The sequence below is a fragment of the Streptomyces sp. NPDC096339 genome, from assembly GCF_044762985.1.
In the GTDB taxonomy this organism is placed as follows: domain Bacteria; phylum Actinomycetota; class Actinomycetes; order Streptomycetales; family Streptomycetaceae; genus Streptomyces.
Genome location: NZ_JBIWFI010000020.1, coordinates 100,367 through 123,202, shown reverse-complemented (window position 1 = coordinate 123,202; position 22,836 = coordinate 100,367). Strand labels below are relative to the sequence as shown.

The window sequence follows — 22,836 nt, the reverse complement described above, 5'->3', positions numbered from 1 at the left end:
GTGCCGTGGGCTGGCCGAATCTATCGCACGGCCCAGCGGTGGACCATGGGGAGGTCGACAAATGGTAAAGGTCAGGGCTGCGCGGGCGGCCGAGGCCGAGGCCCTGACCGGACTGGTGATGCGCTCCAAGGCGCACTGGGGGTACGACGCCGGCTTCCTCGCCTCGTGCGCGGAGGAACTGCGGATCCGGGCCGAGGAGGTGACAGCCCGCCGGATCGTGGTCGCCGAGGACGGGCACGGGACGGTGCTCGGCGTCGCCTCCCTGGAGGGCACCGGCCCGCACGCCGTCCTCGGTCTGCTCTTCGTGGAGCCCGCTGCGATCGGGCGGGGCGTGGGGCGGCTGCTGTACCGGGACGTGCTGCGGCGGGCGGCGGAGCTGGGGGTGCGCAGGCTGGCGATCGACTCCGATCCGCACGCGGCCGGGTTCTACCGGGCGATGGGGGCGCGGGCCGGAACCGGCCGCCCGGGCGGCGGTGCGGGTCCCGGCGCCCTCGTGCCCTTCGAGGTGGCCCCTGTCCCGCTCGCCGGCTGGGCACGGGAGTGGACCGGAGGTGGCCGGGCCGTGCACCTGGGCAACGTCGCGGAGTTCAACGCGCAGTTCGCCGACGCCACCTTGGACGGGGAGCAGCGGCCCGCCCACCACTACGCGTCCCTGGCCGCCTTCTACAGCCCCGAGCCCGCCGTGCTGGTGCTGCCGAGGGCGGTGCCGCGGGGCTGGACCGACCTGGTCGGGCGCCAGTTGGGGTGGTCGGTCGTGGAGGTGTACGACGGGCTGGTGGAGCGGGGCCCGGGCCTCCTCGACGCCGTACGGGAGCGGCCGGCGCTCGCCGCGCGGCTGACCGGGTCCGGGCTGCCGTTCGTACCGTGGGGGCTGACCCGGCCGTTCGGGGAGCTGGCGGGCCGGCCGTGGCAGCCGCGGGAGCTGCGGTACGAGTCGAAGTCCGCGGCGCACGAACTGTTCGGCCGGATCCTGGCGGAGGGCGGGCATCCCGGGGTGCTGCTCCCGGCGCAGTGGCGGGCCTCCACCCGGTGGGCGGCGGTCCGGCTGCTGTCCGCCCGGGCGAAGGCGGGGCGGAGCACCGTTCTGAAATCGGAGCACGGTGTCGGCGGTTCGGGCACGACCGTGGTCACGCCCGAGCGGCTCCGGGTGGCCGGTGGGGCCCGGGCCCTGCTGCGGCGGCTGCCGCGCGGACCGCTGCTGGTGGAGGAGTACGTCGAGGGCCCCGCGGGGGAGGACGGCCCGCGCGACCTGACCTACGACGGCTTCGTGGGCCCCGACGGCCGCGTCCACGCGGTCGGCGGGGCCGTGATGGAGGTGCGGGACGGCTGCTACGCGGGGGCCACCGTCGGGCCCGGGGTGGTGCCCGAGTGGGCGGAGAAGCCCCTGACCGCCTTCGGCTCGGCGGTGGGCCGGGAGCTGGCGGCCTGCGGCTATCGGGGCTGGTTCGACGTGGACTTCGTCACCGCCGAGGGTCGGCGGCTCGCGCCGACCGAGACGAACCTGCGACTGACCGGGCCGTCCGTCGCCTTCATGGTGGCGGCCCGGCTCGACGTGCTGCGGGGCGCGGGGCACCTCGTACGGATCGTCGACCGGGTGGAGCTCGGCGCACGGCTTCCCGAGGCTCAGCTGGACGAGCTGTGCACGGACCTGGCGCGGGCCTGTGCCGGGCTGGGAGCGCTGTTCGTCCCGGCCATCGCCACCGCGGCCTTCGACCCGACGCCCTGGATCGGCGTGTTGGTGGCCGCGCACAGCGGGGAGGTGCTGGACGCGGCCGAGGCACTGGTGCGGGCCGGGGCGCTGTCGGTCGGCGCGATGTTCGGCCCGCCGTAGCGGACCGGGAACGCGCGGCCGGTCAGGCGTCCGTGTCCTCCCCGGGGTCGAAGTGGAAGGGATCGTCCGGCTTCCTGGCCAGGAAGAGGGCCACGATCAGGCCCGCGACCATCAGCGGGATGTTGAAGGTGTAGACGAGCAGGGCCTGTTGCGGCCAGTCGTGCTTGGCCGCCAGCCGGTAGAAGTTGTCCTGCGGCCACCAGGCCAGCAGCAGGTAGCACACGGCGAGATGGGCGGCCCTGGTGCGGCGCGGGCCGAGCCCCCGGTGCTTCATCCTGCGGTGCCCGTTGATCAGGAACAGCACACCGGCGCCGAACGCGAGCACCTCGCACAGGTAGAGGACGAAGAAGAGGGGCGCCCACGGGAACGGCACCCCGGTCAGATCCGTCGAGCCGGGCCACAGCACGTTCGTGAGCAGCAGGGCGACGAAGCCCAGCACGGCCGCCATGCACCCGAAGGCGCAGCCGCCCGGTCCTTCGGCCGTCCCCGTGGCGCCGCTGAACTTGCTCGGCCGGGCCACCCCCTCGGGCAGGTGCCGTGCGGGCAGCGGCAGCGCCGTCCGGTCCTCCTGGCCCGCCCGGTTGCGCGGCAGCGCGCGCATCCGGATCACGGTTCGCGGGGTCTCCTCCCGGAGCACGACCCCCGCCAGGTGGTCGCGCAGCCCCTGGATCTCCGGCAGCGCGGCGGCCGCGTCCCAGGCGATCACGTCACCGGGCGGCGGCGCGAGGTACGCGACGAGCCGCTCCACCCCGGTGTCGTCGGTCACCGCGGTCACCATCGCCCGGCCGACGCCGGGGTGACTGCGGATCGCGGTCTCCACGGGGTAGGGGTCGAGGACGCGGTCGGCCAGGGCGATCCGGTCCCGGATCCGGCCGCGGAACTCCAGCAGGCCGTCCGGGCGGAGCGCCCCGAGGTCCCCGGTGGGGACGGCGTCGCCGCCGTCGGGCGGCGTGAGGCGTATCTCCCCGTCGTGGAGGTGGACCCGGCAGCCCGGGAAGGGGATGCCGAGGAGGGACAGCCCTTCCAGGTCGTCCAGCGGGCCGCGCAACTGCGGGAGTTCGAAGTGGGTGCCGACTCCGGCCGTCTCGGTCAGACCGTAGACGTCGAGCACGCGCACTCCCGGCCGCAGCCGCGTGTGCAGGGCGTCCAGTTCGTCGAGGAACACGCGGTCGCCGGTGAGGGCCAGCAGCCGCAGTGACCGGATGTTCCCCTGGAGCGCGCTCCCGCTCCGCGGGATCCCGGGCGCGGGCCTCGCCCCGCGCACGACGAGCCGGTCCGCACCCACCGGGTCGGTGTACAGGACGGAGACCCGCTCGCTCTCGACCTCCTTGAGGATGTCGTCGGGCTTCCAGGGAGAGATCACGGGAAGGACGAGGGTGCCGCCCGAGCACAGGGCCCGGGTCCAGCCCGCGGCGAAGTCGGTGAGGGCCGCTCCCGCCGTGATCAGGTGCCGGTCCTCGGGCGTCAGCCGGGCCACTTCGGCCCATGCCCGGTACGCGGCGAGCAGTCGGGCGTGCGTGACGGGTACGGGACGCGGATGCGCTCCCCCGGTGAACAGGATCGCGGCGGTCCCCCCTGGTGCCGGGGCCTGCGGCGGCTCGGCGGGCAGCGCCGCGATCGCGTCGGCCTCCGCCTCGATGCGGATCACCCGCAGGCCGCTGCCGTCGTCGAGGGCTGCCTCCTGGGCGGCCCGGGTGAGCAGGGCGAAGGGTTCGAGGGCGGTGAGCTGCCGCTGTCCGGTGCGCGGGGTGTCGACGTCGATCACGGCGTAGACCCCGCCGGCCTTGAGGACGGCCAGGAGGGCGACGAGCAGTTCGGCCTGGCGGGTGGTGCCGACCGCGACGATGCCCCCGGGCGGCAGCCCGGAGGCGAGCAGGTGGTGGGCGAGTTGGTTGGCGCGCGTGTCGAGCTGCGCGTAGGTGAAGCTCTCGTATCCGGCGATGACGGCGCGTCCGTCGGGGGTGTCCCGGGCCCACTGCTCGAAGCGCTGCAGGACGGTGTCGGTGGTGCTCTTGCCGAAGCGGACTGACTCGGTTCCCTGCGTCATGGACCGATGATGCCACCGGGTACCGACAGCGGGCGGCGGTCGACAATTTCCTTGGAGGGGGCGTCAGTTGAACGCCCCCTCCTGCGGACGCCCCGGAGGGGCTCCTCGGGGCCGGCCGCCGTCACCGCGTCAGTTCGTGGCGCCGTACCAGGTGCCGTCACGGCCGCCCATGCCGGTCTTGACGGTCGAGTTGTAGCCCCCGCTGCAGTTGCTGGTGCTGTAGAGGTAGAGGGTCGGGCCGAACTTCCACCACCAGCCGCTGAACGCGGTGTCCCAGCCGGGCGTCGCCCAGCAGCCCTCGACGAGGTTTCCGTTCTGGTTGTAGCCGACGACCTTCACGGAATTGGCGACGTGCCGGTTGTCGAAGAACTCGATCTGCCGGTTGATGTTGTCGAGGGTGGTGTTGCCCGGGCGCCCGATCGCCTGCCAGTCGTTGCTGGAGGTCGCGGGGATGTCCGCGGTCCACGAGTAGCTGCTGTTGCTCGGGTTGTTGTTGCTGCAGTTCGTGGAGTAGTCGTACCAGTAGACCGACATGCTGCCCTTCCACCACCACCCCGAGATCCAGGTCTCGTATCCCGAGATGGAGAAGCACTGCTTGACGGAGTTGCCGTTCTGGTCGTTGCCCCAGACCAGGACGGTCTTGGCGCTGCCGCCGTTGTTGAGGATCATGATCTGCTGGCCGTTGCTGCCGGCGTGGGCACTGCCGGCCGTGACCAGGCCTATGCCGAGGGCCAGGCCGATGGATCCGACGATGGCTGCGATCTTGCGCCGCACGGTGTTCAAGGTTCCCCCGAGGATGGTGCCGGTGGGACGGGTGGTGTCCCGGTCCCGATGACGGATCTGCCGCGGGAATGATCGCGGCAGGGTGATTCTCCAGTCAACTGGCTTGTTTTCACTGGCCTCTTGGGGGATCTCTTGACCTCAAGTTTGGTCGAGGTATTAGCGTTCGGGTCATGGACATGGAAGTCACCGCCTGGACCTCGCTCCACAGCGCGATCAACGCCCAGCAGGACCGTCGCCCGCTCTCCCGGGCGAGCCTGCGCCGCGTCGCCGCCTTCGCCCGCCCGCACCGCCGCGGGCTCACCTTCTTCCTGCTGCTCAGCGTGGTCACCGCCCTGCTCGCGGTGGCCACCCCGGTACTCGCCAGCCGGGTCGTCGACGCCATCGTCGCCGGGCGGGACAGTGACACCGTCGTCCGCCTCGCCCTTCTCATCGCGCTGATCGCCGTCGCCGAGGCGGGTCTGGGTCTGCTGACCCGCCGGCTGTCCGCGACGCTCGGCGAGGGGCTGATCCTGGACCTGCGGACGGCGGTCTTCGACCACGTGCAGCGGATGCCGGTCGCCTTCTTCACCCGCACCCGGACCGGAGCCCTGGTCAGCCGCCTCAACAACGACGTGATCGGTGCCCAACGGGCTTTCAGCAACACCCTGTCGGGGGTCGTCGCCAACACGGTGACCCTGCTGCTGACGCTGGCCGTGATGCTGAGCATCTCCTGGCAGATCACCCTCCTCGCGCTGGTGCTGCTGCCCGTCTTCGTGCTGCCGGCCCGCCGGATGGGCGCGCGGATGGCGGCGATGCAGCGGGAGGCATCGGCGCTGAACGCCGCGATGGGCACCCAGATGACGGAACGCTTCTCCGCTCCCGGCGCGACCCTGGTCAAGCTCTTCGGGCGGCCCACGGACGAGTCCGCCGAGTTCAGGGCGCGGGCGGCGCGGGTGCGCGACATCGGCATCCGTACGGCGATGGCCCAGTCGGCCTTCATCACGGCCCTCACCCTGGTCTCCGCCCTGGCCCTCGCGCTCGTCTACGGCCTCGGCGGGTTCTACGCCCTGCGCGGGACCCTGGACGCCGGTTCCGTCGTCGCCCTCGCCCTCCTCCTGACCCGGCTGTACGCCCCGCTCACCGCACTCGCCGGCGCCCGCGTCGAGGTGATGAGCGCCATGGTGAGCTTCGAGCGGGTCTTCGAGATCCTCGACCTGAAGCCGCTGATCGCGGAGAAGCCGCAGGCCCGCCGGGTGCCGGACGGGCCGGTGGCGGTGGAGTTCGACGCCGTCTCCTTCGGCTACCCCTCCGCCGACAAGGTCTCGCTCGCCTCGCTGGAGTCGGTCGCCACCCTCGACACCCGGGGCGGGACGCAGGTCCTCCACGAGGTGTCCTTCCGCGCCGAACCCGGCCAGATGATCGCCCTGGTGGGCTCGTCCGGCGCCGGCAAGTCGACGATCGCGCAGTTGCTGCCCCGGCTGTACGACGCGGACGCGGGCGCCGTCCGCCTCGGCGGGATCGACGTGCGGGACCTCAACGCCGACTCGATCCGCGAGACCCTCGGCATGGTCACCCAGGACGGGCACCTCTTCCACGAGTCGGTACGGGCGAACCTGCTGCTCGCCAGGCCCGGTGCCACCGAGGAGGAGATCTGGGAGGCCCTGCGGCGCTCCCGCCTGGACGGGCTCGTCGCCTCGCTGCCGGACGGGCTGGACACGGTCGTCGGCGAGCGCGGCTACCGGCTGTCGGGCGGGGAACGCCAGCGGCTGACCATCGCACGGCTGCTGCTGGCCCGTCAGCGGGTGGTCGTCCTCGACGAGGCCACGGCCCACCTGGACTCCACCTCGGAGGCGGCGGTGCAGGAGGCCCTGGGCGAGGCCCTCGCGGGCCGGACCGCGGTGGTGATCGCACACCGGCTGTCGACCGTACAGGCGGCCGATCTGATCCTGGTCGTGGAGGACGGCCGGATCGTGGAACGGGGCACGCACGCCGAGCTGCTGGCGGCGCGGGGACGGTACGAGGAGTTGTACCGGACCCAGTTCGCGGCGGCGGACACGGCTCCGGGCGGCGGCGTCCCGGCCGCCGGCGCATGATGCTGTGATGGACATCAAGTTGGAGCTGGTCGCCGTACCCGTCACCGATGTGGACCGGGCCAAGGCCTTCTACGAGCGGATCGGCTTCAACGCCGACCACGACGTGACGGTGAGCGAGGACATCCGCTTCGTGCAGCTGACCCCGCCGGGATCGGCCTGCTCGATCGCCATCGGAAAGGGGCTCACCCGGATGGCCCCGGGATCGCTGGACAACATGCAGGTCGTCGTCACCGACATCGAGGAGGCGTACGAGGACCTGCGGGGCCGGGGCATCGAGGTCACCGAGATCCAGGACATGCCCTGGGGGTCCTTCGTCTACTTCTCCGACCCCGACGGCAACGGCTGGGCGGTGCAGCAGACCACCCCCCGCAAGGCGGCCGAGTCCCCCGCGTGATCCGCGCGGGGGCGGCCGCCGAGCGAGCCGGGCGGGGGTCAGGCCTCCGCGGAGACCACGTCGTGGTCGTGGTGGTGGTCGAGTTCCCAGGCGTGGTGCTTGAACTCGTGGCGGAAGTCGGCGTGGTCCTCCCACTGGCGGGCGATCCCGCGCAGGACGTCCCAGTTGTGCTCGACCGACTGGTCGATGACGCGGCGCATGGCCGGTTCGGCCGACTCGCGCTTCTCCAGCAGGCCCTTGATCGCCGAAGCCTCCAGGACGGCGTTGCGCAGCGCCCGGAGCGCGCGGCCGGTGTCGTCCATGGAGAAGCCGTACTCGCTCCCCGTCTCCGCGTCGAACAGCGGGGTGAGCCGCGCTTCGATGAATGCGGTGATCCGCTCGAAGTGCTGCACATCCATCAGGGGCTCCCTCTCCTGCCGGGCCGCGATTCGGCCCGGCGTCTTGCTCGTTCACTCGCTTCGGCTGTCCGGCGCCATTATGCCGGGCCCCGGCTCCGGTCTACTTTGATCATCATCCGCTAGGGGAGGAATGAAGAAGTGGACGAGAGCTCGAAACTGACGGACCGCTTCGAGGAGCACCGCTCTCATCTGAGAGCAGTGGCCTACAGGATGCTCGGTTCCCTCAGCGAGGCCGATGACGCCGTTCAGGAAGCCTGGCTGCGCCTGGACCGCTCCGACACCAGTGAGGTCGAGAACCTCGGGGGCTGGCTGACCACGGTCGTGTCACGGGTGTGCCTGAACATGCTGCGCAGCCGCCAGACCCGGCGTGAGGAATCCATCGAGGCCTACCCCACCGACCCGGCCGCCGGCCGTGAGGACGGGGTCGACCCCGAGCAGGAGGCGGTGATGGCCGACTCGGTCGGGCTGGCCCTGCTGGTCGTGCTCGACAAGCTGGCACCCGCCGAGCGCCTCGCGTTCGTCCTGCACGACATGTTCTCCGTCTCCTTCGACGAGATCGCCGAGATGATCGAGAAGACCCCGGCCGCGACCCGGCAGCTCGCCAGCCGTGCCCGGCGCCGGGTCAAGGGCGTGCCTCTGGTGCCCGATGCCGATCTGACCCGTCAGCGTGCCGTCGTGGACGCCTTCCTCGCCGCCACCCGCGGCGGGAACTTCGACGCGCTGGTCACCCTCCTGCACCCCGGTGTGGTACTCACCGCCGACACGGCGGTCGGCCCCTCCCCCAAGCCGATCGTCGTCAGCGGCGCCGTCACCGTGGCCACGGGTGCGATGGCCGCCATGCAGCGCGCCCTGGCCACGCAGACCGCGCTGGTCGACGGCACGGTCGGCCTCGCGATGGCTCCGTACGGGCAGCTGTTCCTGGTGCTCCGCTTCACCGTCGAGGACGGGCTGATCACCGCGATCGACATCGTCGCGGAGCCGGAGCGGCTGGACGCGATCGAGATCGCGGTCCTCGACGCCTGAGGCCCTGCCGTGCGGTGCCGGCGCGGATGACCGCGCCGGCACCGTGTAGCGGGCCGCGGCAGCGGGGAAATGCGGTTGAGTGGTGGACACGGACCGGGGGCGACGAGAACGGCGAGGTGGACGTGGGCGCACAACGCGTCATCGTGGTGATGGGCGTGGCCGGCACGGGCAAGACGACCGTGGGCCAACTGCTCGCGGAGGCCCTGGGCATCCCGTACGCGGAGGGCGATGCCTTCCACCCCGCGGCGAACGTGGCCAAGATGTCGGCCGGCATCCCGCTGGACGACGCCGACCGGTGGCCGTGGCTGGACGCCATCGGCGAATGGATCCGCAACAGTGCGGGGCGCAGCGGCGGGGTGGTGGCGGCCTCCTCGCTCAAGCGCGTCTACCGGGACCGGCTGCGCGCGGCGGCGCCCGGCGCCGTGTTCGTGCACCTCACCGGTGACCGCCCGCTGATCGAGAAGCGGATGTCGGCCCGCAAGGGGCACTTCATGCCCACCACGCTACTGGACTCCCAGTTCGCCGCCCTGGAGCCGCTCCAGGCGGACGAACTCGGCGTCGCCGTCGACGTGTCCGGGTCCCCGGAGGATGTCGCCGAGAGGGCGCTGGCCGCACTGCGCCGGCTCCGTGCCGCGAAGGGCTGAGGGGCAGGGCCTTCCGCCGTCATACGACCTGTAGCTGTACGGCGGCGAGGGCGAGACCGGCGGCCGCCGTCGCGCAGCGGTCGGCGAGGGCCGCGACCTCGGTGCGCAGGCCGTCGGCCTCCGGGCCGTGCCATCCCGGGGCGGCGGCGGCCGCGCGCAGCCGGACCGCGTGCGAACGCAGGGCGGCGGCGTGGTCGCAGAGGCCGAGCGGGCCGCCGGACGCCGGACGCGGGGCCCGCCGGGGCACCTGCCCGGCGGCCCGGCGGCGGGCGGCGGCGTGCCGTGCGCGGGCCGGCTGTACGGCGGACAGCCACGCGGGCTGCCCGGCGTACGACCTGGCCGACGGCTTGGCGGACGGCCCGGCGGGTTGCGCGAGGGGTCGCACAGCGGGCTGACCGGCCGGCTGCCCGGCGGGCCGTTCCGACAGGCCCTGGCCCCGGTCGCAGAAGGCGAGGAAGGCGGCGCCGAGTCCGAGGAGGGGTTCGGCCTCCTGGGCCCGACCCGTGGCGACCTGCCAGCCGGCGTGGTCGTTGAAGGGGTTCACGTCGGTCAGGGCGCTCCAGGCCAGGACGTCGGCGAAGTACGGGGACAGCAGCCCGTACGCGTGCTCGGCTCCCCGGTCCCGCACGATGCGCCGGAACAGGCGGGCCGCCTCCCCCTGCCGGCCCTCCCGGACGGCGGTGAGGACGGCCGAGGCCTCCGGGTCGGCGAGGAGTTCGGGGCGGGTCGTGCCCGCAGCCCGGATCCGCGCCCGCAGCCCGCAGACGGCGATGCTGATCGCGAGGCTCTCACGGCCCGCCAGGACCCCGGCGATCCGGCCCACCCCCGCCACGCCCCGGCCCCGCGGGGCCCAGCCGAGCCCCGCCGGATCGGTGAGGGTGCGCAAGAGGGTGCGCCAGCCGAGCCGGTGGGTCCCTCCCCGGGCGAGGGCCGCGGCGGGCAGCCGGCGGCCGAGGGCGAGGGCGGAGGCGTCGCGGGCGGCCTCGCCGACGGCGTCGGCGGCCTCGGCGAGCGCGCGGCACAGGGCGTCGAGCAGGTCGGCGTCCAGGTCGGGGGGCGGGTACGACGAGGAGGACGAGGACGCGGTCGCGGCGTCGGGCATGGGTTCCTCTTGGGGTCGGCCAGGGGGAGTGAGGGAGGTCGGGCGGGACCGTCAGCGACGGGTGAGCGTGATCCGGACGGCGGCCGGGTCGAGCGTGGCTGGCAGCGGGCCCACCGGGTCCAGGACCGGCCGGGCGGCGGCGACGCGGTGGCCCCGCAGGACCTCGGCGCAGAAGGCCGCCGTGATCATCAGGCCGAGCTGGTCGCCCGGGCAGCGGCCGCCGCCGTGGCTGAAGGGTGCGATCCGGATGTCCTGGTCGGCGTCGGGGTTCTTCCACCGGCCGGGTACGAACACGTGAGCGGCCGGTACCCGTTCGGGATCGCGCTGGTGGAAGGCGGCGGGCAGCAGTACGGCGGTGCCCGGCGGGTAGCGCACGCCCCGCCACTCGGTCTCGGTCCGGGTGACGCGGATCAGGTCGGGCACCACCGGGTAGAGGCGCAGGGCCTCCCGGACGCAGGCCCGCAGCCGCGGCAGTTCGCCGTCGTCGCCGCCCCGCGCGGCTTCCGCGGCTGCCGCGTCCTGTTCGGCAGGGTGCGCGCCGAGCAGGAGCAGGGTGCTCAGCAGGGTGCCCGGTACGGCGTCCATCGCGAGGAGCCAGTGGTGTGCCTGGCGCAGCGGGTCGAGGGCGCCGGCGGGGTCTGCGCGGCGGGTGGCCCGGCCGACGAGGGTGTCGTCGCCCGCGCGGGCGGCGTACTGCTGGATGCGTGCGTGCGCCTTGGCGTACACGGTGCGGGCGGACCGGGCCCGGCCGCCGCGCAGTTGCCGGAGCCAGCCGGCGAGCTCCTCGTCGCGGGCGGCGTCCTCGCCGAGCACGATCCGGCGGGCGGCACGGTGTACCGCGTGCCGGGCGCGTACGAGGTCCAGGGTGCGGGCGGCGGTCAGGTGGGGGGCTTCCGCGGCGACGGCCGCGAGGAAGGTGCCGTACGAGGGGTGCACGGGGATGCCCGCGGCCAGGGTCTCCTCGTTGATGCGGCGCCGCTGGGCGCGCAGTTCGCCGCGGGAGCAGCCGATGCCGGCGGGCTCCTCGGCGGCCGGGCCCCGGCACTTCTCCGGCGGGTCCGCGGCCAGGAGGCTCACGGGTTCGGCGTAGAAGCGGTCGAGGTCGCGGGGGTCGAGCAGGACGAGGAAGGTGCGTCCGGACCGGGAGCGCAGGAGGGCGGGCGCGTCGCCCCGGCGGGCCCGCAGGGCGCGCAGGGCTGCGGCGGTGGCGCGCGGTGTGCCCGTGCGGACGAGGCCGCGCAGACGGGCGCCGAAGGTGGGGGCGGCGGGTGTCCGCCGGTCCGGTGCTTCCGCGCCGAGGGCCCGTACGCGGGCTCTCAGCCCGTCCAGGGCGGCCCCTTGGACCGTACGCATGCGTGTACCTCCGCGGCATGGACGACGACGGTCGGTGACATCGGCATCACCGTACGTCCCACCCCGGGAGTGCGCGAGCGCCGGTCCGCTGGAAGACGGCCTCGCGGAAGGCGGAGCGCAGGGGCCGCTGTCCGGCGGCCGTGGGAAGGAGGATCGCCCACCGGTGGAGGCGCAGCGAGATCCACACGGCCGGGCCGTCGTCGCCCGGGGCCGGGTGGGTCCAGACGCCGTCGGGGGCGGGGTGCCAGAGCAGGCCCCGGGCTGGGGTGAGTTCCCCGGTGCGGATGCGGAGGGATTCGGTGGTCCAGGCGCGGGTGGGCGCCGTGGGGCCCGTCGGCTCCTCCTGCCCGACCGGCCCGGCCTCGAACTCCGGCTCGGGCCCCGGCTCGGGCCCCGGGCCGGGCGCCGGAACCGGTGCGAGGAGGTGGCGCAGGAAGCGGACGAGGTCGTCGAGGGAGGTGTACAGGGTGCCGTCGGCGAACCGGGTGGCGGTCATGCCGAGGGGGCCCCAGATCCCGGTGGCGGCGAGCTCGCCGAGGGGGCTGCCGCCGAGCCGTTCGGCGAGCCGGGTGAGGTCGGCGGTTCCGGCGGGGTGCGTGAGGAGGTGGTGCGCGGTGGTCCCGGCCGGGGCGTCCGTTTTCCCGTAGGCCGCGATCGGGGTGTGCAGACGCAGGGAGCCGTCCTCGACGAGGCTCCCGATCACCGGCCAGAGGGCCAGTACCGCGAACAGTCCCCCGGCGTCGACGACGGTCCGCCCGTCGTGCGACCCCGCGCGGACCCCGTCGGCGTCGCCGAAGGCCCACACCGCCCCGGGATCGGCGGCGGCCACGAGGGCCCGGATGTCATCGGCCCGGTCGCTCAGGAGCGTCATGGTCAGTCACGCTAGCCGGCCCCGCACCGGCCCCGGGGCCGGTCGCGCCGGAGTCCGCGCACCGGCCACTCGAATGCCGGTCCTCCCGGCGGGAGTGAATGTGCCCACGGGTGGCCTTTCCCGGCCGCGCGCGCCAGCCTGGGGGCATGACCGCACCCGCCGGTTCCGGCGACCAGGGCGACCAGGACGGCCCCGCCGTTCCCGGTGTCGCGATCGCGTCGGCGCGGGGCCGGTGGATCCTGCTGACCACGGTGCTCGGGTCGAGCATGGCGCTGCTGGACTCGACGGTGGTCAACGTCGCGCTGCCGCGCATCGGGGAGGACCTCGGCGCCGATCTGGCCGTGCTCCAGTGGACGGTCAACGCGTACCTGCTGACCCTGTCCGCGCTGATCCTCGTCGGCGGGGCGCTCGGCGACCGTTTCGGGCGGCGGCGCGTGTTCGTGCTGGGCGTGGTCTGGTTCGCGGCGGGCTCGCTGCTCTGCGGGATCGCGCCGAACGCCGGGGTGCTGGTGGCCGCCCGCGCGCTCCAGGGCATCGGCGGGGCACTGCTCACGCCCGGTTCGCTCGCGCTGATCCAGGGCTCGATCCGACAGCAGGACCGGGGGCGGGCCGTGGGCCTGTGGTCGGGGCTGGGCGGGGTGGGCGCCGCGGTGGGGCCTTTCCTCGGCGGCTGGCTGGTGGACGGGCCGGGCTGGCGGTGGGTGTTCCTGCTGAACGTCCCGCTGGCCGCGGTGTGCGTGCCGGTGGCGCTGCGGCACGTACCGGAGTCGCGGGATCCGCAGGCGCACGGCCGGTTCGACGTGGCCGGCGCGGTGCTGGGGGCGGCTTCGCTGGCCCTGGTCACGTACGCGCTGATCGAGGCCCAGGCCGCCACGGCGCCGGTGATCGCCGCGGCGGTGGCCGGCGTGCTGCTCGCGGTCGCGTTCGTCTGGCTGGAGCGGCGGCGGGCGGACCCGATGGTGCCGCCGGACATCTTCCGCTCCCGGCAGTTCACGGCCGTCAATCTGGTGACCCTGTGCGTGTACGGGGCCATCTCCGGGTTCTTCTTCCTCGTCGTGCTCCAGCTCCAGGTGGTGTCCGGATACTCGGCGCTGGCCGCCGGGGCGGCGATGCTGCCGACCACCGCGCTGATGCTGCTGCTGTCGGCCCGTTCGGGTGAGCTCGCGGAGCGGATCGGGCCTCGGATCCCGCTCACGGTCGGGCCGCTGGTGTGCGGGGTCGCGGCGCTGCTGATGCTGCGGGTGGGGCCGGACGCCTCGTACGTGGGGGACGTGCTGCCCGCGATGGCCGTGATGGGGCTGGGGCTGGTGGCCCTGGTGGCTCCGCTGACGGCGACCGTGCTGTCCTCGGTGGATCCGGGCCGGGCGGGCCTGGCCAGCGGCATCAACAACGCGGCGGCGCGGGCGGCCGGGCTGCTCGCGGTGGCGGCGCTGCCTCTGCTGGCGGGGATGGGGCCGGAGTCGTACCGCTCGCAGGTCGAGTTCGACGCGGCGTTCGGGCGGGCGATGCTCTGGTGTGCGGGGGCGTTCGCGGTGGGCGCGGTCGTGGCCTGGGCGACCGTACGGTCCCCGGCGCCGGGGGCCTGCCACCCGGAGTGCCAGACGTACTGCGCGGTGGCCGCTCCGCCGCTCGAACCCCCGCGGGAGCCCGGTGAGGAGCGTGGGCGGAGTTGAGCGCGTCCCCTGGGGTCCGTCGTCACATTCCCCTCGTCGCCCGGAGGGCGGCCCCGTGCGGGGCGGACGGGAATGTGACGACAGACCCCAGGCCGGGTCCGGGCTGATCCCGTGTGCTGGAGCGCCACGGCCGATCTGGCGGCGGGCACGGCCGTCGCCGCCGTCGGGGTGATGTGCCTGGCCCGGGTGCGGCGGGTCCGGGATCTGCCGCTCGCCGCGCTGCCGCTGCTGCTGGGCGTGCACCAGTTGCTGGAGGCCGCCGTCTGGGCGTCGGACGGCGGCCGCTCCCCCGCCGCCACGGCCTGGGCCGTGATCGCCTTCCCCCTGCTGCCCGTGTGGGTGCCGCTCGGAGTGCTCCTCGCGGCCGAACCGGTGGCCCGGCCCCGCCTGTGGGGGCCACTGGCCGTCGGTCTCGCCACCGCGGGCGTGCTCTCGTACTGCCTGGCGGCGGGGCCGGTGAGTGCCGAGGTGCGGGGTCACACCCTTGGCTACGGCGTGAATGTTCCGTGGATGCCGCTGGTCCTGGCGGGCTATCTGTTCGCCACTCTGGGCTCGTTGCTGCTCGCCGGTGACCGGCGGCTGCGGGTCCTCGGCGGGGTGCTGGCCGCCGGGGCATTGGCCTGCTCAGCGCTGTGGCGCCTGGAGTTCGCCTCCACGTGGTGCGCCTTCGCGGCGGTCGCGTCCGTGCTGGTCCTGGGGTGGGTGCGGCGCCGGCAACCGGCCCCCACTGTTACGTGATCGACCGAAAGTTACCTAGACGTATGTAGTGACTTCACACGATGGCGGCAGTAGAACTCGTTCCCATTCCGCCGAGAGTGAGGAACGTCACATGAGTGACAGAACCCTGCCCGGAAACGATTCCAATGGATTTTCGCGTCGCGGATTCATCGCTAGAACGAGTTCCATTCTCGGGGCTGTGACCCTTGCCGGTCACATCACCCCGGCTGCCGCCCATGCGCAGGATCAGGCCGCCGCCGGAGCCGGTCCCATCGCCAGTGGCGCCCATGTACCGGCCCTGGTCATCGGCACGGGCTACGGCGGCTCCGTCGCGGCACTGAGGCTCGCGGAGGCGGGCGTCGACGTGCAGATGGTCGAGATGGGCATGGACTGGGTCACCCCGGGGTCGGACGGCAAGGTCTTCCCCAAGGTGACCAGCCCGGACTACCGGTCGTTCTGGCTGCGCACCCGGACCAAGGCGCCGCTGAGCAACTTCCTCGGCTTCCCGATCGACAAGGACGTCCCCAAGTACACGGGCATCCTCGACGCCGAGGACTTCGCCGGCATCACGGTCTACCAGGGCCGCGGCGTCGGCGGCGGCTCGCTGGTCAACGGCGGCATGGCGGTCACGCCCAAGCGGGCCAACTTCCAGTCCGTGCTGCCGTCGGTGGACGCGGAGGAGATGTACGGCACCTACTACCCGAGGGCCAACGCCGGCCTCGGGGTCGGGATGGTGGACCCGGCCTGGTTCGAGACGGCCGAGTGCTACCAGTTCTCCCGCGTGGGCCGCAAGCACGCCCAGCGCTCCGGCTTCGCGTGGACCTTCGTGCCCGACGTGTACGACTGGGACTACATGAAGCAGGAGCAGGCGGGCACCGCCGCCAGGTCGGCGCTGGACGGCGAGATCCTGTACGGCAACAACCACGGCAAGAAGTCCCTGAACCAGACCTACCTCGCCCGGGCGAAGGCCACGGGCCGGGTCACCATCTCCTCCCTGCACAAGGTCACCTCGGTCTCCCCCACGTCCGGCGGCGGCTACACGGTCGTCATCGACCAGCTGAACACCACCGGCGACACCGTGGTCACCAAGACGGTGACGGCGGACCGGGTGTTCTTCGCCGCCGGCAGCGTCGGCACCAGCAAGCTCCTGGTCAAGCTGAAGGCCACGGGCGCGCTGCCGAACCTCAACGGCGAGGTCGGCAAGGGGTGGGGGGACAACGGCAACGTCATGTGCGGCCGCGCCAACCACATGTGGGACCCGACCGGCAAGCTCCAGTCGACCATTCCCTGTTCCGGGATCGACAACTGGGACGCGGGCGGGGCGTTCGCCGAGGTGGCGCCGCTGCCGACCGGGATCGAGACGTACGCCTCGTTCTACCTGTCGATCACGAAGAACCCGAACCGCGCCGAGTTCACCTGGAACGCCGCCACCGGCAAGGCCGACCTCAGCTGGCAGACCGCGTGGAAGCAGCCCTCCATCGACATGGCCAAGACCATCTTCGACAAGATCAACTCGAAGGAGGGGACGATCTACCGCACGGACCTGTTCGGCGGCAACAAGATCTGGAACGACACCCTCACCTACCACCCGCTCGGCGGTGCGGTGCTGAACAAGGCCACCGACAACTACGGTCGCCTGCACGGCTACACCGGCCTGTACGTGATCGACGGCGCGCTGATCCCCGGAAACACCAGCGTGAACCCGTTCGTCACGATCACGGCGCTCGCCGAACGCAACATCGAGAAGATCATCGCCACCGACCTGTAAACCCGTAAGAGGCAGCCGAGCCTTCACCCCCCACCGCAGCCGCCGTACGGCGGCTGCGGTCGACCCGTGTCAATGGCCGGGCAGGACGCACACGCTGTCGAGGCCCAGGACGTGGTTCAGCCGGCCGAAGGCGAGCCAGGAGCCGATGCTCATGGTCAGCTCCACGATCTCCAACTGGCTGTAGTGCGCGGTCATCCGGTCCCAGAACTCCTCGTCGAGGCCGTGGTGGTCGAGCACGTACCGCTCGGCGTACTCCGCCGCCAGGCGGGTCCGGTCGTCGAAGGCCCCGGTGGTCCGCCACTCGGTGACCGCCTCGGAGAACTCCTCCTCGACCTTCTCCCCGTCGCGTTCCGTGCGCCAGTCCAGGCAGAAGACGCACCCGTTGATCTGCGCGACGCGCAGCCGGGCCGCCTCGAACTCCCGCAGCCCCAGGGTCGTGTGGGCGTACACCGACAGCGAGAAGTTCGCGGCGGCCATGCCGATGCCGGGGACCATGTCGCCCCAGACGTACTCGATGGGGTGCTGGCCTTCAGGGATGTCGATCCTCATGACTGCTTCCTTCCGAGTCTGCCGATGGCGGGGCGCAGCGGGACGTCCAGTGCGTCGTAGAGTCCGGGTTCCGCCTCGGTGAGCCAGTCGATGGCGCTCACGAGACGGCCCACGGCGGTGGCGTTGCCGCCGGCCGAGCGGTTGTCGCCCTCGTCGGTGGCCTCGACGGTGACCTCGATGCGGGGGCGGCCCTCGATGACGACCCGGTGGGCGCCGTCGCCGCCGTCGGGCGGGGTCGGCCAGTCCGGTGCGCACGAGGCGTGGATGCGGGTGACGTGCTCGATGACGATGCGGGGTTCGCCCTCGACGATGCCCTGCACCTCGAATCGGATGGCCCCTTGGGTGCCGGCCTCGAACTCCCCCATGGTCCGGGTGGTCACGGTGGTGTCGAGCGCGCGACGCTCCGACGTCTCGCGGATCTCGTCGAGTTCGACGCCGAGGGCGCGGGCCATCATCCGGATCTGCCCGCCCCACACCATGGTCGGTATGGAGGGCATGAGCATCATCGGCTCGAAGTCCATGGGCCGGCCCATGCCGACGAGGTGGCGGACGGAGTCCGGCTGGTCGTAGGTGGAGTAGTCGAATATCTCCTGGCAGCGGATGGCGTCGATGGTGGTGCCGAGTCCGCTGATCAGGAGCGGGAGCACGTCGTTGCCCCAGCCGGGGTCGACGCCGGAGGCGAAGAACGAGCCGCCGCCCTCCGCGATGGCCGCCAGTACCGGATCGCGGAACTCCGGTGGGGCGCTGCGGTGGTCGTAGAGCGGGTAGAGGGCGGGGCTGACGACGACGGCCCCGGACCGGACGGCCCGGGTGATGTCGGCGAGTGCCTCGTCGGGGCGGACGTCGCCGGAGGCGGCGTACACCACGGCCCGGGGGCGGGCGGCCAGTACGGCTTCGATGTCGTCGGTGGCCGCCACCCCCAACGGGTGGTGGAGTCCGCCGAGTTCGCCCGCGTCGCGGCCGACCTTGGCCGGATCGTGGACGATGACGGCGGTGAGTTCCAGCGCTGGATGGGCCTCTACGGCACGAATGGCCAAACGGCCGACGTTGCCGGTGCCCCAGACAACCGTGGGAATCATGCGCGGAGGGTAGCCGCGGGACCTGCACGTTTCCAGAGTCGTGCGGCATGCGGTCACGCGCTCCGCGGCGTCACTGGTTCTGGGCTCCGAGCACGAAGAGGAGGTAGACGAAGAAGGCGAAGAGGTGGCCGACGAACAGGTAGGCGATCAGCCGGATCACGAGCCCGCGCGGGAACTTCGATTCGAAGCGGGCGCGCAGGGTCATCGGGGATGCGGGGGTGACGGGGGCGGCGGCGTCCGCTGTGCTCACCGGGTTCTCTCCTCGGGACATGGTTACGGCTCCTGCTCGGCTAGGGGCGGTGCGTGGACGTGGTGGATCCGCCGAGGCACAGCCCGGCGAGACTGCTCTGCAGCAGGGTGTGCACGAACAGCAGATCGGCCCCGCCGGAGGAGGCCGCGCCGATCCGGTGCGGGGTGAGCGAGTCGAAGTGGGCGCTGTCCCCCGGTTCGAGGAGGTGCTCGGTCTCCCCCAGGTGCAGCCGCAGCCGCCCGTCGAGCACGTACAGCCATTCCTCGCCGGGATGTACGCGGACCAGCTCGCCCTGGCTGCGTCCGTAGGGCACGTGCACGCGCAGCGCCTGCATCCCGCGCCCGGAGCCGCCGGCCTGCCAGTACGTCCACCCGTCGGCCTCGCGGGCGCCGGGTCCGCCGGCCCGTACGATGGGATCGGCGACGGCCGGGGTCTCGCCGAGCAGCTCGGACACCGTGGTGCCGTAGGTGCGGGCGAGCCCGAGCAGGAGCGGCAGCGAGGGCTGGCGGCGGCCGGTCTCCAGGCGGGACAGATGGGCGGGCGACAGCCGGGCCCGGGCGGCCGCGGCCTCCAGGGTGAGGCCCGCGCGCCGGCGCAGCTCGCGCAGTTGCGGGGCGACGGCGGGCAGCTCGTCCGCCGGTCGGTCGGTACCGGCCGCGTCTTCGGGGCCGGTTTCGGATCCGGAAGTCATACGCCGATTGAGCCAGAGCATTGCCCGCCTGGCAAACCTTCTTGCCTCTGAGGCAAAACCCCTGCGGGTCTGCGGCTCGGCCTCACCTGTTCGAGGCCCGTTGCCGGGCGAATGCGTCACCGCGGTTGCGCGCGCCGCCGCGCCGTACAGGCTGGGATCCACGGCACCGGATGACCTACGGCGAGGGACGATGATCGTATCGATGATGTCCATGCCGGACGGCGCCCTGACCCGTGGCGATGTGTCGGAGGCCCGCGAGCGCCTCGCCACCTCCCCCTTCCTCTTCGTGGACGTGCAGCTGCCCGAGGAGGACGAAGCACCCGACGGGCCGCCGCTCGTCCGCCTGCTCGGCCTGGAGGCCGCGGGCGTGCCGTGGCTGGGGCAGAAGGACGAGTCCCCGCGCGCGGAGGTCATCGGGGACAGCGCCGCGTTCGTCGTACCGGCGGTCGACGGGGACGAGGTCCGCCACGTACACGTCCTGGTGACCGAGCGCTTCCTGCTCACGGTGCACCGGGGGCCGGCCACCCTGATCTGGGACGTCACCGCCCGCTTCCCGCTCGAAGGCCCGCCGGACTCCGTGGCCATGCTCTTCCTGCTGCTGGACGAGGCCATGGAGACCTACCGCCGGGCCGCCGTCCAGGCCCTGCTGGAGGTGGAGGACCTGGAGGACGCCATGTTCCGGCGGCGCGAGCCGGAACAGCTCTACCGCCTGTCACGGCTGCGGCGCACCGCGGCCCTGCTCCATCACACCCTCCTCCCCTACCACCGGGTGGCGGAGGAGAGCGTGACGCGCCGGGTGATGAACCGGGGCTTCCAGGAGGAGCGCGGGCAGCTGGTCCGCGAGTACCGGCGCACCGGGAACCTGGTGCTCGCGGACATCGAGTCCCTGCAGGAGAGCGCCCGGCGGGCCTTCGGCAGCTACTCCTCGCTGGTCTCGGGCGACCAGAACGGCGTGATCAACCGGCTGGCCGTGGTCTCGACGATCTTCCTGCCGCTGACCTTCCTGACCGGGTTCTTCGGCATGAACTTCGCCTATCTGACCGACGAGCTGGAGAGCAGGGCCGTGTTCTGGCTGCTCGCGGTGGGCCTGCAGGTGCTCTTCCTGCTCGCGGCCCTGTACGTGCTCCACCGCACCAACCTCTGGCGCAGGCTGCGCGAGGACGACAGCGACCTCGACGACGACTAGGCCGTTCCGCGGCGATTTCGGTCTGCCAGTCCCACGGCTCAGGAGCAGGAGCGCACCGCATCGTCCCAGGCACGGGGGCTGCGGTAGTGGTTCTTGTGCCCGGCGGCGAGTACGTGGCGCAGTTCGGCGAGGTGCCGGGGGTTCTCGGGGAGCTCCAGCCGGCCGAGCAGGGCCAGTGCGGCAGCCGGGTCCAGGTCGCCGTAGAGGTCGTGGAAGCTCGCCCGGAGAGCACGGAACAGGGCCGGGTGCAGGGCGGGAAGCCGCATGGCGGTGCGGTACGTCGGCTCCTTCACCGTCCAGCGCACCGGGCCCGAACACTCCAGGACCCGACGGGCCCTGCGGAGCAGGGCTTCCGACCGCTCCGCCACCACCCGGTCGATGTCGTCGCCGAGGACTTCGGCGAAGGCCCTCTCGGACGTGGTGTGGTCCTCGAACCAGTCCACCCACAACGAGTAGGTGACGGCTTCGGCGTCCCCCTCCGCCTCCAGCCGCCGACGGTAGCCGTCCCACAGCACGTCGGCCGGCAGGGGGTCCTCCGGGCGCTCGTTCGCGAACCGGATCTCGCACGTGACCCAGTACTCGCCGAGGAGGTCCAGCAGCCCGAAGGCCAGCCGCAACCGGTCGGCCGCGTCCAGGTCCTCGGCGAACACACCGTCGGCCCAGGAGTGCGCCACCTGGTTGGCGGTGAGCAGCACGTCCGGCTCCTCGTCGTTCACCCATCCGTCGCGCACCTGGCGGACGCCCTGATCGACAAGCCAACGCCGCGCCGCCTCCACCGCTTCCCTCTCCATTCGGGAAGTATGACAAGCCTCGCGAGATCCGAACGGGACGGCCATGACGGGGAGGTGGGCATCAGCCGGTGTGGGCCGCCAGGACGGTGTCCACGGTGTCCGCCTCGGCCGCGGTCTTGTCCGGGCGGTGGCGCACCACCCGTGCGAAGCGCAGGGCCACTCCCGCCGGGTAGCGCGGGGAGCGCTGCAGGCCGTCGTAGGCGATCTCCACGACCAGCTCCGGCCGCACCCGCACGGTGAAGCCGTCGTCGGAGGTGGCGAGGGCGCGCAGCGCGTCGGTCTGCCAGCGCAGCATCTCGTCGGTGAGTCCTTTGAAGGTCTTTCCGAGCATGGCGTAGGTACCGTCGGCGGCCCGTGCCCCCAGGTGCAGGTTCGACAGCAGTCCGGTGCGCCGGCCGTGGCCCCATTCCGCTGCGAGGACCACCAGGTCGAGGGTGTGGACCGGCTTCACCTTCAGCCAGTGCTTCCCGCGCCGGCCCGCCGCGTAGGTGGAGTCGAGGGCCTTGACCATGACTCCCTCGTGGCCGCGCCGCAGGGTCTCGGCGCGGAACTCCTCGGCCTCGGCCGCCTGCGCCGCCGCGTCCTCCACGACCAGCCGGCGCACCCGGGCGTGCTCGGGCACGAGGGCGGCCAGGGCCGAGTACCGCTCGCGGACCGGCAGGTCGAGCAGTACGTCCTCGCCGCGGGCCAGGACGTCGAAGAAGAAGGGGACGACCGGGAGCGTCCGGCGGGCCGCGGCGACGTCCACGCGGGAGCCGACCCGGCTCGCGATGTCCTGGAAGGGGACCGGGCGGCCGTCCTGTGCCAGCCCGATCACCTCGCCGTCGAGGATGAACCGCTCGCCCTCCAGCTCCCGCGCCAGCTCCGCCACCTCCGGGAGCCGGTCGGTGATCTCGTCGAGGGAGCGCGTGTACACCCGTACGTCGTCCCGCTCGCGATGGACCTGCACCCGGATCCCGTCGAGCTTCTCCTCCACCGCGCAGGGTCCCAGCGCCTCCAGGGCCTCTGCCAGCGATCCGGCGGTGTTGGCCAGCATGGGCTGTACGGGCTGCCCGACGCGCAGGGTGAACTCGCCGAGCGCGCCCGCGCCCCGGGCCAGTACGGCCCGCGCGACCCGGGGCAGCGAGCCGTCGAGCATGACCGCCCGGCGCAGGCCCGTGGCCGGTACTCCGGCGGCCGCGGCCACGCCCTCCAGGGCCACCGCGTCCAGCGCGCCCTGGCGCACCTCCCCGGAGAGCAGGCTGCGCAGGAACGCCTGTTCGGCCTCGGTGGCCGCGCCCAGCAGGGCTCCGATGATCCGGCGCCGCTCCGCCTGCGACCCGGTTCCCGTGGCGGCGGCGAGCGCGGTCACGGCCCCGTCCACGTCGAGCACCGTGAGGGCGGGCTCCCGGGCGGGGGCGGTCTCCTGGGCGAGGGCGCGCCAGCCGATGCCCGGACGGCCCTGCGGGAGGCGCCCGGCGAGGTAGGAGATCACCAGGCCGGCCTCCTCGGGCGGGGCGGCGGCGAAGACCTCCGCGAGCAGGGCGGTCTTCCGGGAGCGGGCGGAGGTGTCGGCGACCTCCCGGGACACGCGGGCGAGCTCGGCCAGCAGCATGCGGCCATCCTCCCGCCGCC

General features: G+C 73.0%; 21 protein-coding genes. 9 read left to right on the top strand and 12 right to left on the bottom strand.

The features are described 5' to 3' along the window. Positions 1-61 precede the first annotated feature (61 nt). On the top strand, positions 62-1,831 hold the full coding sequence (locus ACIQ5Y_RS24310; RefSeq protein ID WP_403884114.1) for a GNAT family N-acetyltransferase: 1,770 nt from the start codon (positions 62-64) through the stop codon (positions 1,829-1,831). A gap of 22 nt (positions 1,832-1,853) precedes the next feature. On the opposite strand, the gene ACIQ5Y_RS24305 is transcribed toward ACIQ5Y_RS24310, so the two are convergent. Beyond that, complete coding sequence (locus ACIQ5Y_RS24305; RefSeq protein ID WP_403884112.1) at positions 1,854-3,878, bottom strand: class I adenylate-forming enzyme family protein; 2,025 nt, start codon at positions 3,876-3,878, stop codon at positions 1,854-1,856. Positions 3,879-4,007: 129 nt separating this feature from the next. Further along, the gene (locus ACIQ5Y_RS24300; RefSeq protein ID WP_403884109.1) at positions 4,008-4,661 is read right to left on the bottom strand and encodes a hypothetical protein; all 654 of its coding nucleotides are present in this window, start codon (positions 4,659-4,661) and stop codon (positions 4,008-4,010) included. A 170-nt stretch (positions 4,662-4,831) separates the two neighbouring features. Between ACIQ5Y_RS24300 and ACIQ5Y_RS24295 the strand changes: the two genes are divergently transcribed. Both ACIQ5Y_RS24295 and ACIQ5Y_RS24290 read left to right on the top strand, forming a co-directional pair. Next, the gene (locus ACIQ5Y_RS24295) at positions 4,832-6,733 is read left to right on the top strand and encodes an ABC transporter ATP-binding protein (protein WP_403884105.1); all 1,902 of its coding nucleotides are present in this window, start codon (positions 4,832-4,834) and stop codon (positions 6,731-6,733) included. A 7-nt stretch (positions 6,734-6,740) separates the two neighbouring features. Then, complete coding sequence (locus tag ACIQ5Y_RS24290) at positions 6,741-7,127, top strand: VOC family protein (RefSeq protein ID WP_403884102.1); 387 nt, start codon at positions 6,741-6,743, stop codon at positions 7,125-7,127. Between the two features lie 38 nt (positions 7,128-7,165). Here ACIQ5Y_RS24290 and ACIQ5Y_RS24285 read toward each other — a convergent pair whose 3' ends face one another. Continuing rightward, positions 7,166-7,525 carry a hypothetical protein gene (locus ACIQ5Y_RS24285; RefSeq protein WP_384579077.1) on the bottom strand — a complete coding sequence of 120 codons (360 nt, stop codon included), beginning with the start codon at positions 7,523-7,525 and terminating at the stop codon, positions 7,166-7,168. Between the two features lie 138 nt (positions 7,526-7,663). Between ACIQ5Y_RS24285 and ACIQ5Y_RS24280 the strand changes: the two genes are divergently transcribed. Next, a complete protein-coding gene (locus tag ACIQ5Y_RS24280) occupies positions 7,664-8,548 on the top strand; it encodes a sigma-70 family RNA polymerase sigma factor (protein WP_403884099.1) in 885 nt (294 codons plus the stop codon). 149 nt (positions 8,549-8,697) lie between these two features. Further along, complete coding sequence (locus tag ACIQ5Y_RS24275) at positions 8,698-9,192, top strand: gluconokinase (protein WP_403884175.1); 495 nt, start codon at positions 8,698-8,700, stop codon at positions 9,190-9,192. A gap of 19 nt (positions 9,193-9,211) precedes the next feature. On the opposite strand, the gene ACIQ5Y_RS24270 is transcribed toward ACIQ5Y_RS24275, so the two are convergent. From ACIQ5Y_RS24270 to ACIQ5Y_RS24260, 3 genes are read right to left on the bottom strand one after another with little or no spacing between them, the layout of a single operon-like run. Beyond that, positions 9,212-10,294: a hypothetical protein gene (locus ACIQ5Y_RS24270; protein WP_403884097.1), complete on the bottom strand. Its 1,083-nt coding sequence runs from the start codon at positions 10,292-10,294 to the stop codon at positions 9,212-9,214. Positions 10,295-10,345: 51 nt separating this feature from the next. Then, the gene (locus ACIQ5Y_RS24265; protein WP_403884094.1) at positions 10,346-11,647 is read right to left on the bottom strand and encodes a cytochrome P450; all 1,302 of its coding nucleotides are present in this window, start codon (positions 11,645-11,647) and stop codon (positions 10,346-10,348) included. A 46-nt stretch (positions 11,648-11,693) separates the two neighbouring features. Then, positions 11,694-12,518, bottom strand: a complete 825-nt coding sequence (locus tag ACIQ5Y_RS24260) for a hypothetical protein (RefSeq protein WP_403884091.1) — start codon at positions 12,516-12,518, stop codon at positions 11,694-11,696. Between the two features lie 146 nt (positions 12,519-12,664). Here ACIQ5Y_RS24260 and ACIQ5Y_RS24255 point away from each other — a divergent pair, with 146 nt between their 5' ends. The 3 genes from ACIQ5Y_RS24255 (at position 12,665) to ACIQ5Y_RS24245 (ending at position 16,676) form a co-directional block, all read left to right on the top strand. Next, the gene (locus tag ACIQ5Y_RS24255) at positions 12,665-14,191 is read left to right on the top strand and encodes an MFS transporter (RefSeq protein ID WP_403884089.1); all 1,527 of its coding nucleotides are present in this window, start codon (positions 12,665-12,667) and stop codon (positions 14,189-14,191) included. 111 nt (positions 14,192-14,302) lie between these two features. Continuing rightward, complete coding sequence (locus ACIQ5Y_RS24250; protein ID WP_403884086.1) at positions 14,303-14,929, top strand: DUF6629 family protein; 627 nt, start codon at positions 14,303-14,305, stop codon at positions 14,927-14,929. 91 nt (positions 14,930-15,020) lie between these two features. Beyond that, positions 15,021-16,676 carry a GMC oxidoreductase gene (locus ACIQ5Y_RS24245; protein ID WP_403884083.1) on the top strand — a complete coding sequence of 552 codons (1,656 nt, stop codon included), beginning with the start codon at positions 15,021-15,023 and terminating at the stop codon, positions 16,674-16,676. A gap of 69 nt (positions 16,677-16,745) precedes the next feature. Here the strand turns inward: ACIQ5Y_RS24245 and ACIQ5Y_RS24240 are convergent, their stop codons facing one another. The 4 genes from ACIQ5Y_RS24240 to ACIQ5Y_RS24225 all read right to left on the bottom strand — a co-directional run bounded on the left by ACIQ5Y_RS24240 (position 16,746) and on the right by ACIQ5Y_RS24225 (position 19,245). Beyond that, complete coding sequence (locus ACIQ5Y_RS24240; RefSeq protein ID WP_403884081.1) at positions 16,746-17,225, bottom strand: carboxymuconolactone decarboxylase family protein; 480 nt, start codon at positions 17,223-17,225, stop codon at positions 16,746-16,748. After that, on the bottom strand, positions 17,222-18,304 hold the full coding sequence (locus ACIQ5Y_RS24235; RefSeq protein ID WP_403884078.1) for a dihydrodipicolinate reductase: 1,083 nt from the start codon (positions 18,302-18,304) through the stop codon (positions 17,222-17,224). Before ACIQ5Y_RS24235 ends, ACIQ5Y_RS24240 begins: the two co-directional genes overlap by 4 nt. Positions 18,305-18,374: 70 nt before the next feature. Next, positions 18,375-18,509: a DUF6126 family protein gene (locus tag ACIQ5Y_RS24230; RefSeq protein ID WP_403884172.1), complete on the bottom strand. Its 135-nt coding sequence runs from the start codon at positions 18,507-18,509 to the stop codon at positions 18,375-18,377. 85 nt (positions 18,510-18,594) lie between these two features. Next, positions 18,595-19,245, bottom strand: coding sequence for a helix-turn-helix domain-containing protein (locus ACIQ5Y_RS24225; RefSeq protein ID WP_403884075.1), 651 nt, complete (start codon positions 19,243-19,245; stop codon positions 18,595-18,597). 190 nt (positions 19,246-19,435) lie between these two features. Between ACIQ5Y_RS24225 and ACIQ5Y_RS24220 the strand changes: the two genes are divergently transcribed. Continuing rightward, complete coding sequence (locus ACIQ5Y_RS24220; protein ID WP_403884072.1) at positions 19,436-20,431, top strand: CorA family divalent cation transporter; 996 nt, start codon at positions 19,436-19,438, stop codon at positions 20,429-20,431. 38 nt (positions 20,432-20,469) lie between these two features. Here ACIQ5Y_RS24220 and ACIQ5Y_RS24215 read toward each other — a convergent pair whose 3' ends face one another. Continuing rightward, positions 20,470-21,222 (bottom strand): hypothetical protein, encoded by a 753-nt coding sequence (locus ACIQ5Y_RS24215; protein WP_403884069.1) that lies wholly within the window; start codon positions 21,220-21,222, stop codon positions 20,470-20,472. A 61-nt stretch (positions 21,223-21,283) separates the two neighbouring features. Continuing rightward, the gene (locus ACIQ5Y_RS24210) at positions 21,284-22,816 is read right to left on the bottom strand and encodes an ATP-dependent DNA ligase (RefSeq protein WP_403884066.1); all 1,533 of its coding nucleotides are present in this window, start codon (positions 22,814-22,816) and stop codon (positions 21,284-21,286) included. Positions 22,817-22,836: the final 20 nt, after the last annotated feature.

Bases quoted from the DNA above. Each gene is read 5' to 3' on its own strand.
- ACIQ5Y_RS24290 (WP_403884102.1), top strand. From the start codon at position 6,741: ATGGACATCAAGTTGGAGCTGGTCGCCGTACCCGTCACCGATGTGGAC.
- ACIQ5Y_RS24265 (WP_403884094.1), bottom strand. From the start codon at position 11,647: ATGCGTACGGTCCAAGGGGCCGCCCTGGACGGGCTGAGAGCCCGCGTA.
- ACIQ5Y_RS24210 (WP_403884066.1), bottom strand. From the start codon at position 22,816: ATGCTGCTGGCCGAGCTCGCCCGCGTGTCCCGGGAGGTCGCCGACACC.
- ACIQ5Y_RS24220 (WP_403884072.1), top strand. From the start codon at position 19,436: ATGATCGTATCGATGATGTCCATGCCGGACGGCGCCCTGACCCGTGGC.
- ACIQ5Y_RS24215 (WP_403884069.1), bottom strand. From the start codon at position 21,222: ATGGAGAGGGAAGCGGTGGAGGCGGCGCGGCGTTGGCTTGTCGATCAG.
- ACIQ5Y_RS24295 (WP_403884105.1), top strand. From the start codon at position 4,832: ATGGACATGGAAGTCACCGCCTGGACCTCGCTCCACAGCGCGATCAAC.
- ACIQ5Y_RS24260 (WP_403884091.1), bottom strand. From the start codon at position 12,518: ATGACGCTCCTGAGCGACCGGGCCGATGACATCCGGGCCCTCGTGGCC.
- ACIQ5Y_RS24245 (WP_403884083.1), top strand. From the start codon at position 15,021: ATGAGTGACAGAACCCTGCCCGGAAACGATTCCAATGGATTTTCGCGT.
- ACIQ5Y_RS24310 (WP_403884114.1), top strand. From the start codon at position 62: ATGGTAAAGGTCAGGGCTGCGCGGGCGGCCGAGGCCGAGGCCCTGACC.
- ACIQ5Y_RS24285 (WP_384579077.1), bottom strand. From the start codon at position 7,525: ATGGATGTGCAGCACTTCGAGCGGATCACCGCATTCATCGAAGCGCGG.
- ACIQ5Y_RS24275 (WP_403884175.1), top strand. From the start codon at position 8,698: ATGGGCGTGGCCGGCACGGGCAAGACGACCGTGGGCCAACTGCTCGCG.
- ACIQ5Y_RS24305 (WP_403884112.1), bottom strand. From the start codon at position 3,878: ATGACGCAGGGAACCGAGTCAGTCCGCTTCGGCAAGAGCACCACCGAC.
- ACIQ5Y_RS24235 (WP_403884078.1), bottom strand. From the start codon at position 18,304: ATGATTCCCACGGTTGTCTGGGGCACCGGCAACGTCGGCCGTTTGGCC.
- ACIQ5Y_RS24255 (WP_403884089.1), top strand. From the start codon at position 12,665: ATGACCGCACCCGCCGGTTCCGGCGACCAGGGCGACCAGGACGGCCCC.
- ACIQ5Y_RS24230 (WP_403884172.1), bottom strand. From the start codon at position 18,509: ATGACCCTGCGCGCCCGCTTCGAATCGAAGTTCCCGCGCGGGCTCGTG.
- ACIQ5Y_RS24270 (WP_403884097.1), bottom strand. From the start codon at position 10,294: ATGCCCGACGCCGCGACCGCGTCCTCGTCCTCCTCGTCGTACCCGCCC.
- ACIQ5Y_RS24240 (WP_403884081.1), bottom strand. From the start codon at position 17,225: ATGAGGATCGACATCCCTGAAGGCCAGCACCCCATCGAGTACGTCTGG.
- ACIQ5Y_RS24225 (WP_403884075.1), bottom strand. From the start codon at position 19,245: ATGACTTCCGGATCCGAAACCGGCCCCGAAGACGCGGCCGGTACCGAC.